This is a genomic window from Actinocrinis puniceicyclus (assembly GCF_018283645.1).
GTDB lineage: Bacteria > Actinomycetota > Actinomycetes > Streptomycetales > Catenulisporaceae > Actinocrinis > Actinocrinis puniceicyclus.
Map to the genome: position 1 here is coordinate 44,420 of NZ_JAGSXH010000035.1, position 8,129 is coordinate 52,548.

7 protein-coding genes are annotated in these 8,129 nt (G+C 66.6%); 4 read left to right on the forward strand and 3 right to left on the reverse strand.

The genetic code is table 11. The features are described 5' to 3' along the window. Window positions 1-114: 114 nt before the first annotated feature. From KGA66_RS12350 to dbpB (KGA66_RS12365), 4 genes are read left to right on the forward strand one after another with little or no spacing between them, the layout of a single operon-like run. Window positions 115-936, forward strand: a complete 822-nt coding sequence (locus tag KGA66_RS12350; RefSeq protein WP_211467904.1) for a hypothetical protein — start codon at window positions 115-117, stop codon at window positions 934-936. Beyond that, window positions 933-2,066: a DGQHR domain-containing protein DpdB gene (gene dbpB / locus KGA66_RS12355; RefSeq protein WP_211467906.1), complete on the forward strand. Its 1,134-nt coding sequence runs from the start codon at window positions 933-935 to the stop codon at window positions 2,064-2,066. The genes KGA66_RS12350 and dbpB (KGA66_RS12355) overlap by 4 nt, the downstream gene beginning before the upstream one ends. Then, on the forward strand, window positions 2,063-3,322 hold the full coding sequence (gene dpdA / locus KGA66_RS12360) for a tRNA-guanine transglycosylase DpdA (protein ID WP_211467908.1): 1,260 nt from the start codon (window positions 2,063-2,065) through the stop codon (window positions 3,320-3,322). The genes dbpB (KGA66_RS12355) and dpdA overlap by 4 nt, the downstream gene beginning before the upstream one ends. Window positions 3,323-3,361: 39 nt before the next feature. Next, the gene (gene dbpB, locus KGA66_RS12365; RefSeq protein ID WP_211467910.1) at window positions 3,362-4,459 is read left to right on the forward strand and encodes a DGQHR domain-containing protein DpdB; all 1,098 of its coding nucleotides are present in this window, start codon (window positions 3,362-3,364) and stop codon (window positions 4,457-4,459) included. 548 nt (window positions 4,460-5,007) lie between these two features. On the opposite strand, the gene KGA66_RS12370 is transcribed toward dbpB (KGA66_RS12365), so the two are convergent. From KGA66_RS12370 to KGA66_RS12380, 3 genes are all read right to left on the reverse strand, one after another. Beyond that, the gene (locus tag KGA66_RS12370) at window positions 5,008-5,667 is read right to left on the reverse strand and encodes a hypothetical protein (protein WP_211467912.1); all 660 of its coding nucleotides are present in this window, start codon (window positions 5,665-5,667) and stop codon (window positions 5,008-5,010) included. Window positions 5,668-5,738: 71 nt separating this feature from the next. Then, window positions 5,739-7,169: a glutamine synthetase family protein gene (locus tag KGA66_RS12375; RefSeq protein ID WP_211467914.1), complete on the reverse strand. Its 1,431-nt coding sequence runs from the start codon at window positions 7,167-7,169 to the stop codon at window positions 5,739-5,741. Window positions 7,170-7,186: 17 nt separating this feature from the next. After that, window positions 7,187-7,933 carry an amino acid permease gene (locus tag KGA66_RS12380; protein WP_312886879.1) on the reverse strand — a complete coding sequence of 249 codons (747 nt, stop codon included), beginning with the start codon at window positions 7,931-7,933 and terminating at the stop codon, window positions 7,187-7,189. Window positions 7,934-8,129 lie beyond the last annotated feature (196 nt).

Here is an 8,129-nt window from a genome sequence, read left to right on the forward strand (position 1 = left end):
AGTAACCACATACGCCGTGTAGTTAGACTAGAACCGGGGTCCGACAACGTGAGGAAACTATCACTGGTAGTGACTTGCGCCGATCGGAAGTTAACAGCGGCAGACCCTCGCCTGATGGTGCGTGAGCTGCCGGAGGCCCCGGTGCGCAACAGAGTTGCCGAATGGTGCGGGCGTCTTATGCAGGCGGCCGGCTGCGTGCCGCTGCGCCAGCTCTACCGCGGTGACCACTGGACGCACGCACTTAGCTTGCCGGGAATCGCGGCAGCCAGCGGTTTCGACGCCGATCTGTGGGTGGCCTCAGCAGGGCTGGGTCTCCAACCAGTCGGCAAGTCCGCGCCGTCCTACGCCGCCACGTTCTCACCGCGCCACCCCGATTGTGTCGGCCAGAACAGCGAGGAACGGGCACTGTGGTGGGCGGCGTTGCAGGCATCGGCTGGCGCCGCGACCCTCGCTGACCTGGCCCGGCGCGGTCCTGTGTTGCTCGCCATGTCTGAGGCATACGCTGCACCGCTCGGCGATGAGCTCGCCGAAATGGCGCGCCAGGGCGGCGACACAGTGGTCATCGGCGGCTCAGCCGGTCTCTCGGCGACCGTTAGGCTGCCAGCGGACGCGGGCCTGCGCTCTACGCTCGGCGGGACGAGGACCAGTTTAAACGTGCGCATGGCGGCAGCATGGCTGCACAACTGCCGGGACGGACAACTTGCCTCCGCAAGCAACCTAGATGCCTGGCAGTCGTGGGTGAGCAACGCAAGCCGGGTAGAGCGCTACGACCGTGCCCCGATAAGCGACGACGAGGTGCGTGAGTTTATCGCCAAGGAACTCGCTGCCGCTCCCAGCACCTCACGCACCCGCCTGCTACGTACCTTGCGAGACAGTGGGCGGGCTTGCGAGCAAACCCGGTTCTCCCGCCTGTTTAGTCAGGTGGCTGCCCTGTGACCGGCGGGCCGAGCATCAAGCGCAGAGCGCTGCGCATCGAACAGCACCCCGAGATCCCGCTGTACGTGTTCACACTCGCGGCTGATGAGGTCTATGTGGTCGCCGACGTCGCACGGATCGCGCGAGACGAGGCGAACCGACTGCTCGGCTACCAGCGCCCGGAGAAGAAGCAGCATGTCCAGCAGATCCTCGAGTACCTCGACGGCGAGAGCGTGCTGTTCCCCAACGGATTGATCATGGCGCTTCCGTCCAGCGTCAAGTTCAAGGCCAGCCCCGGGCCCAGGTCGAACGACAGCCTGGCCACAAGCGGCACCCTCGAGATCCCGATGCCCGCCTCTCCCGACGAGCCGCGTCCGGCCCTGATCGTCGATGGACAGCAGCGCAGCAGTGCCCTGGCTCAAACCCGCCGCAAGCGGCTTCCTGTGATCGTCGCCGGCTTCGTTACCGAGGACCTGACAGTACAGCGCGAGCAGTTCCTACGCGTCAACACCGTCTCCCCGCTGCCGACCAACCTCGTGTCCGAATTGCTGCCCGAAGTCGGGGTCGCATTGCCGTCGAAGTACTCGGCCAAGCAACTGCCCGCCCGACTGGTGGAGATGCTCAACACCGATCGCGACTCCCCGTTCCTCGGCATGATCCGCCGGGCATCGACTCCCGCGGACCAGAAGCAGGCAGTCGTCGCCGACAACAGTCTGGTCACCGCCCTTGGCGAGTCGCTGAACTCTCCCTCGGGCATCCTCTTTCTCTATCGCAACCTGTCGACGAACACCATCGACTCCGCGACGATCCGCACCCTTGTGATCACCTACTGGACCGCAGTGCGCGACACGTTCCCTGAGGCCTGGGGACTCCCACCTACCAAGAGCCGGTTGATGCACGGCGTGGGCATCAAGTCCATGGGTCGTCTCATGGACCGGGTCATGGCGAACGTGAACCTCAAAGGCGACGACCCGCATGGACAGGCCATGCGCGAACTGAGCCTGATCAAGACGCAGTGCCGGTGGACGCGGGGCCGCTGGGCGGAGTTGAACCTGGATTGGAAGGACCTGCAGAACACCCCTCGTCACATCAGTACTCTGGCCAACTATCTGATGCGCGAGTATGCGCGGGCACGATCGGATGCATCGTGAAGTTCTACTTCCCGGACAGCCAGGACATGATCAGCCCGGCGTACGACTTCATCAACGATGAATACCCGGCCTGGCGGGTCAGGCAGCGCGACGATCGTTACGCGCACGAGGTCGTGCCCGTCCCGTATGACGGGATCCTGGTGAGCAAGGCGATCGTGGACGGATCGCTCAAGGGCGCTGGGAAGTACTCAACGCCCCAGCGTGAGCGGCTCTACCGGCTTGGCCTGCGACAGTTCTTCCGCATCCCGGAAAATGTCATGACGCTGGGCGACTGCGGCGCGTTCAACTACATCAACGAGAAAGAGCCTCCGTATAGCGTGGAGGAAGTCCTCGATTTCTACGAGGGCTGTGGCTTCGATGCCGGAATCAGCATCGACCACGTGATCTTCGGATACGTGCCTGACCCCGAGGACGCGGATGCCCCGACCGCCACGGATGTGGAGAAAGACGCCAACCCCGAATGGGTCGAGCGGCGTCGAATCTCGCTGGACCGGGCCGAAAAGTTCATCGCGGCCGCCGGGGTGCGGTCTGTAAAGTTCGAGCCCGTCGGCGCTGCCCAGGGTTGGGGCCCAGCAAGTTACGCCGACAGCGTCAGGCGACTTCAAGAGATGGGGTACCGCCGCATCGCGCTCGGGGGCATGGTCCCGCTCAAGACGCACGAGATCCTCGCCTGCCTGCGCAAGATCGATGAAGTCCGTGCCGAGTCAACCGAACTGCACCTGCTCGGCATCACCCGCGTTGACTCCATGGCCCAGTTCGCTGGGCACGGGGTTACAAGCTTCGACAGCACCTCGGCCTTTCGCCAGTCGTTCATGGACGACCGCGACAACTACCACACGCGGGAAGGCACCTACACGGCCCTGCGAGTGCCTCAGGTCGATGGCAATCCGACGCTCAAGCGCCAGATCCTGGCTGGCGCCATCGCCCAGCGGGACGCGGTTGCCGCCGAACGCGCCTGCCTAGCGGCGCTGCGCGGCTACGACTCGGGCATTGTGCCGCTCGACGAGACGCTTGCCGCTCTTGGCCACTATGAGGCCCTGGTGAACTCAGGAGATCCGAAAAAGGCCAAGAAGAGTTACCTGCCTGCATACGAGCGCGCTCTGCGCGACATGCCGTGGAAGCGGTGCCCTTGCCCCTTGTGCGTGGAACACGGGATCGAGATAGCGATCTTCCGCGGCACGGAACGCAACAAGCGCAGGGGCTTTCACAACCTCACCGTGCTGGCGGCCAAGATGCACGCCCTACCCACAGCGTGACGCGACACAATGAAGCGTCGAGACACCCCAGGAGATGATGTGGCCGACCAGTACACACTGAGGCTTCCCGCGCTCGAAGTACGCCAGGGCGATCGGCGCATCTACTGCTTCGCGGTAGATGGCAAGAAACTCTCCAGTTTCACCGCCGTCTCGCGGATCCGCCGCGACGAGCACGAGTTGCAGGGATACCAACGTCCCGAGGTCCTTAGCCACATCCGCTCGATCCGCCGCTATCTCGAATCCGACGGCGCCATGCTCCCCAACGCGATCGTGCTCGCATTCGACCAGCGCACCACCTTCGTCCCGACACAGCGCACTACCTCCGTGGACTACTCCGTGCCCGGCGAACTGCTCATTCCAGTGGACGAGGCGCAAGCCGACCACGAGAAGCCCGCCTGGCTCGTGGACGGCCAGCAGCGCAGCGCCGCGATCCGCGACGCGGCGATCGACGAGTTCCCAGTTGCTGCGGTGGGGTTCATCGCTGACGGTGACGCAGATCAACGCTCGCAGTTCATCATGGTTAACTCGACCAAACCCCTGCCGAAGGGACTGATCCACGAACTGCTGCCTGGCACCGTGGGGCAACTCCCGCCTGCCTACGAACGCCGCCGTCTGCCCGCCACCCTGATGACCCGCCTCAACGGCGATGGCGACAGCCCGTTCTACACGCTGATCGCCTGTCCCACCGGACCTGACGGGTACATCAAGGACACGAGCATCCTGAAAATGATCGAGCACAGCCTGTTCGAAGGTGCGCTCTACCAATACCGCAACCCCGAGGATGGTTCGGGCGACGTGGACCGGATGCTCCTACACCTCAAGACCTTCTGGCGGATCGTGCGAGGTGTGTTCCCCGGTGAATTCAAACTTGCGCCGCGAGAGTGTCGGCTTACGCATGGCGTCGGCATCCAGTCTCTTGGCTTCGTCATGGATGCGCTCACCGAGGCAACGCCTGCGGAAGAGGTCGACTCCCACGAGGTGCGCGCGGCCATAGAGCGCCTCCAACTCGGTGTGTCCTGGACATCGGGGACGTGGAAGCTCGGCGACGGCGAAGAGCGACGCTGGAACAGCCTGCAGAACACCCCGAATGACATCCGTCTGCTCACCACCTACCTCCTGCGCCTGGTCTCTGGGTAGTGGCAGTAGAGAGGCTTGGGCACGGAACTGCTAGCGCGCAGCGCCGCATCGTCCGGCGCCGACCGGGTTGCTCTCCTTAGTTGCAGTACCAGCAGAGCATGCCGAGGTCTATCTGCCCGGCGAATAGCCGATTAAGATCCTGATACGCGCCATACCCCTCCACGTTGCAGCGCGGCCCAGTGCCCGCTCGCGCTGCATCGGGCGCATTCGCACCGTGATCTCCCATGAGGTGACCGCGTCGAACCGGTGGCCGCCTCGGCGCGCAGCCTGACGGCGAGCACTGCCCGCGTTCCGTCCGCTCTGATCCCCTCTTCCAGTCCAGGGAACCGCGCAGCGATTTCGGGTTTACATCGGCGGTAGCGGCTTTCCCTTGGTGAATGGACTGTGGTGGGTTCCGCCCCGCCTGGATGTGCGGGAGAACACGGCGGGCGGGCCGGCGCTGGCCCTCGGCCGGGCGCACAGGGGGAACGCTTCGGTGGGGCCCTTTCGTCCGGTATGGCGCGCTCGCTGGGGTGGCTAGCCACGCTGTACGTTGCCCGGACCGAAGATCAGTAAGTTGCTACGGCGCGCGGATACGGACCCTCCGTCCCATGGCAACGCAAGAGCCGTCCGGCGGCGGCACCGTGCGGCCGTCGGCCGTCGGCCGTCGGACGAGGATTTGCCGCGGCGCTGCCCGTCCGGCCTTGATCGCGGTCAGCTGCGATCTGGCTCAGGCCCGCGTACACGGCGGCGGTCAGCGCCGCGTGCGCGGCGGTACGCGCGGGCTGGGGCGCGAGCGTGACGCCCAGGTGCGTCGCCAGGTCCGGCAGGACCAGCGGACACCCGTCTCCGAGCAGGTGATGGGCGAGCGCCGCAGTGTCCACCAGTTCTGTCGACCTCAGGGTCGGGCAACGCCCGCCGTGCCGACCGATCAGCTTCGTCAACTCCGCAGCCTGGTGGGTGGCGAGCAGATAAGGCGGGACGGCCAAATGGCGTTCCAGCATGCCGAGCGTTACCGCAGCCGGCGTCTGCTCCAGCACCTGGTCGAGCGGCAGGCCGCAGCACTCGGCGATTGCCGCGGCGGCCATCCCGGCGTGTAGCGCGCAGCGCAGCCTACCGACAAGCATGTAGCGGTCATCCGTAGGGCGCAGCGCGACCACAGCCAAGTCGATGCGGTGGTCCAGCCCTCCATCGGGCACCTCGAGTGCGACCGCGAGGACCGTGGACATGGGAATATAAGGGCGCGGCGACGCCGGTTCCGCCGGCGCCGGCTGCGAGGCGCAGATTGCTGACACAGTGCTCATGAGCGGCTGAACCCTCGTTCGCGTTCAAGGTCGCTGACCCGGCGCTGGTGATAGTCGGCCTCGTGCCACGCCGCCTGTGCGTAGTGCGTGAGCACGTCCGCGCCCAGCAGTTCGGCCGCTTCCGCCGAGTCGTGCATCCGAGCGGCGGCCTCGGACAGCGTGCGCGGCATCCGAGTGGCGTGCGGGTCGTCGTAGGCGTTGGCCGCTACGGGTTGCTCCTCCAGCGGCAACTTCTGCTCGATCCCGTGCACCACGGCGGTGATCAGCGCGGCGGCGGCGAGGTGCGGTTGCGCGTCGGCACCGGGGATGCGGCACTCGATCCGTCCCGATCCACCGGCGCCCAGGACTCGCAGGGCGCAGGTGCGGTTATCGTATCCCCAGCTCAGGGTGGTGGGGGCGAACAGCGGCGAGGTGTCGGTGTGCAGGCGCTTGTAGGAGTTGACGTTCGGCAGCATCAGGACGGCCACCTGGTTGAGCGTGGCCAGGCACCCGGCGACGGCGTGGCGGCCGAGGTCGGTGAGCCGTCCGTGCCCGTCGACCAGCGGGTTGCGCCCTTCGTCGTCGAGCAGGGAGAGGTGCAGGTGGCAGGAGTTACCGTCGCGGCCGGTGAACGGTTTGGCCATGAACGTCAGCGCCATCCCGGTGTGCTCGGCGGCCTGGTGCGCCAGTAGCTTGTAGACGGCGTGCTGGTCTGCGGACATCATCGGCTCGCCGTGGCGGAAGGTGACCTCCAGCTGTCCCGCGCCGGCCTCGGTCTTGATTCCCTCCAGCGGCAGCCCGGTGGCGTAGCTGGTTTCCCGGATCCGGTCGATCAGGGCGGTGAGTCGGGCCGGGTGGGTCAAGGCGTAGTCGGTGTTGTGGTCCGCGGCCGGCGGCAGGTCACGCCAACCGCGCCGGGCCGCGCCCTGGTAGTCGATGTCGTAGACCATGGCCTCGGACTCGACCCCCAGCGAAGCGGTCAGGCCGAGATCGGCGAGGCGGTGCAGTTGGCGGGCGAGCACTGCGCGCGGCGCCACCGGGATCGGGCGGCCCTGCCGGTCGCAGGGGTCAGCCAGCACCAGTGCGGTGCGCGCCGCCCAGCCGGCGATGCGCAGCGTCGCCTCGTTCGCCCGTAGCCAAACGTCCCCTGCGCCGTGCTCCCAGCCGCCGAACGCGAACCCGGGCAGCACTCGCATATCCGGGTCCGTGGTCAGCAGGTACGCGGCAGCATGGGTACCGCTCCCCAGCACGTGCGCGGCGAAGTACCCGGCGTCGTACGCCTTGCCACGCAGCAGCCCACTGGGGCCGGGAACGGCCACCAGTACGGTGTCGATCTCGCCGCTGTCTGTCTTTTCCAATAGTTCGTCCGGGCTCAGCACGCCCTGCGGCGTGCCCTCGGCGTGGCGGTCCACCGCAGGGCTCGACTGCCCATCTGCAGCCGCGGTCATCGCAGTGCTCATCGCGGTCAGACCATCTCGTCCTGGATCCAGGCGGCCTGCGCCGCGCTCATGGTTGCCACCGGCGCGTCGTAGGCGCGCCGCCGCCCCCACCACCACAGCTGCTCGATTACCAGGGTGACCAGCAGCGCGATCCCGGCGTAGGGAAGGTTCTTGTGGGTGATCGGGCTGCCCTGCGGCGCAATCACGACTAGGCAGGCGACGGTTATCCAGACCAGCGCGATTCGCGCGTACCAGGGGCCTGCCGTGCCGCGGTTCCACGGTCCAGGGACGAAGCGGTCGTGGCGGTGGCGAAGCCGCAGGTAGATCGGTACTGCGTAGGCGGGCAGTAGCCCGATCACGTTGATAGACACCACATTGTTGAGCACCGTGCTGCCCCATAGCCCCGGCAGCGTGAGGGCGAAGCCGAGCGCGACTGAGAGCCACACCGCGTTCACCGGCACCCGTGTGCGCGACGAGACGCGGCTCCACCAGCGGTGCCCCGGGATCGCCTTGTTACGCCCGGAGAACGCGAACACCTGCCTCGATGCGGCGGTGACGACGGCAACCCCGCAGAACACCTGCGCACCTAGGGCTACACCCAGCGCGACCTGGCCCCAGGCAGAGCCGAGGGCGTCGAGGAAGATTTGCGCGGCTGCCCCCAGGCTGGAGCCTAGCTCCGCGTCATAGTCGCGGATCGCGAACAGCAGCGCGCCGATCAGCATCACGCCGGCCACCGCTGAGACCCAGATCGCGCGCAGAATCGCCCCGGGCACCGTGTCCGCGGCCGAGCGGGTCGGGTCTGTGTCTCTTTTGGTGGGCTTTGGTCTATTTGGAGTATCGGCGAATCAGGGGTCGGACTTTAGGGCGTGTCGCCGGTTTTCACTCCGGCGGCCGAGTCCCGCTCCGGGTGCAGTCGGCCGTCGAAGGCCATCTCGAAGGCGTTGAGGACCGGCTTCCACCGGTTCGACC

Coding starts and splice junctions, on each gene's coding strand:
- KGA66_RS12350 (WP_211467904.1), top strand. CDS start 115: ATGGTGCGTGAGCTGCCGGAGGCCCCGGTGCGCAACAGAGTTGCCGAA.
- KGA66_RS12370 (WP_211467912.1), bottom strand. CDS start 5,667: ATGTCCACGGTCCTCGCGGTCGCACTCGAGGTGCCCGATGGAGGGCTG.
- KGA66_RS12375 (WP_211467914.1), bottom strand. CDS start 7,169: ATGACCGCGGCTGCAGATGGGCAGTCGAGCCCTGCGGTGGACCGCCAC.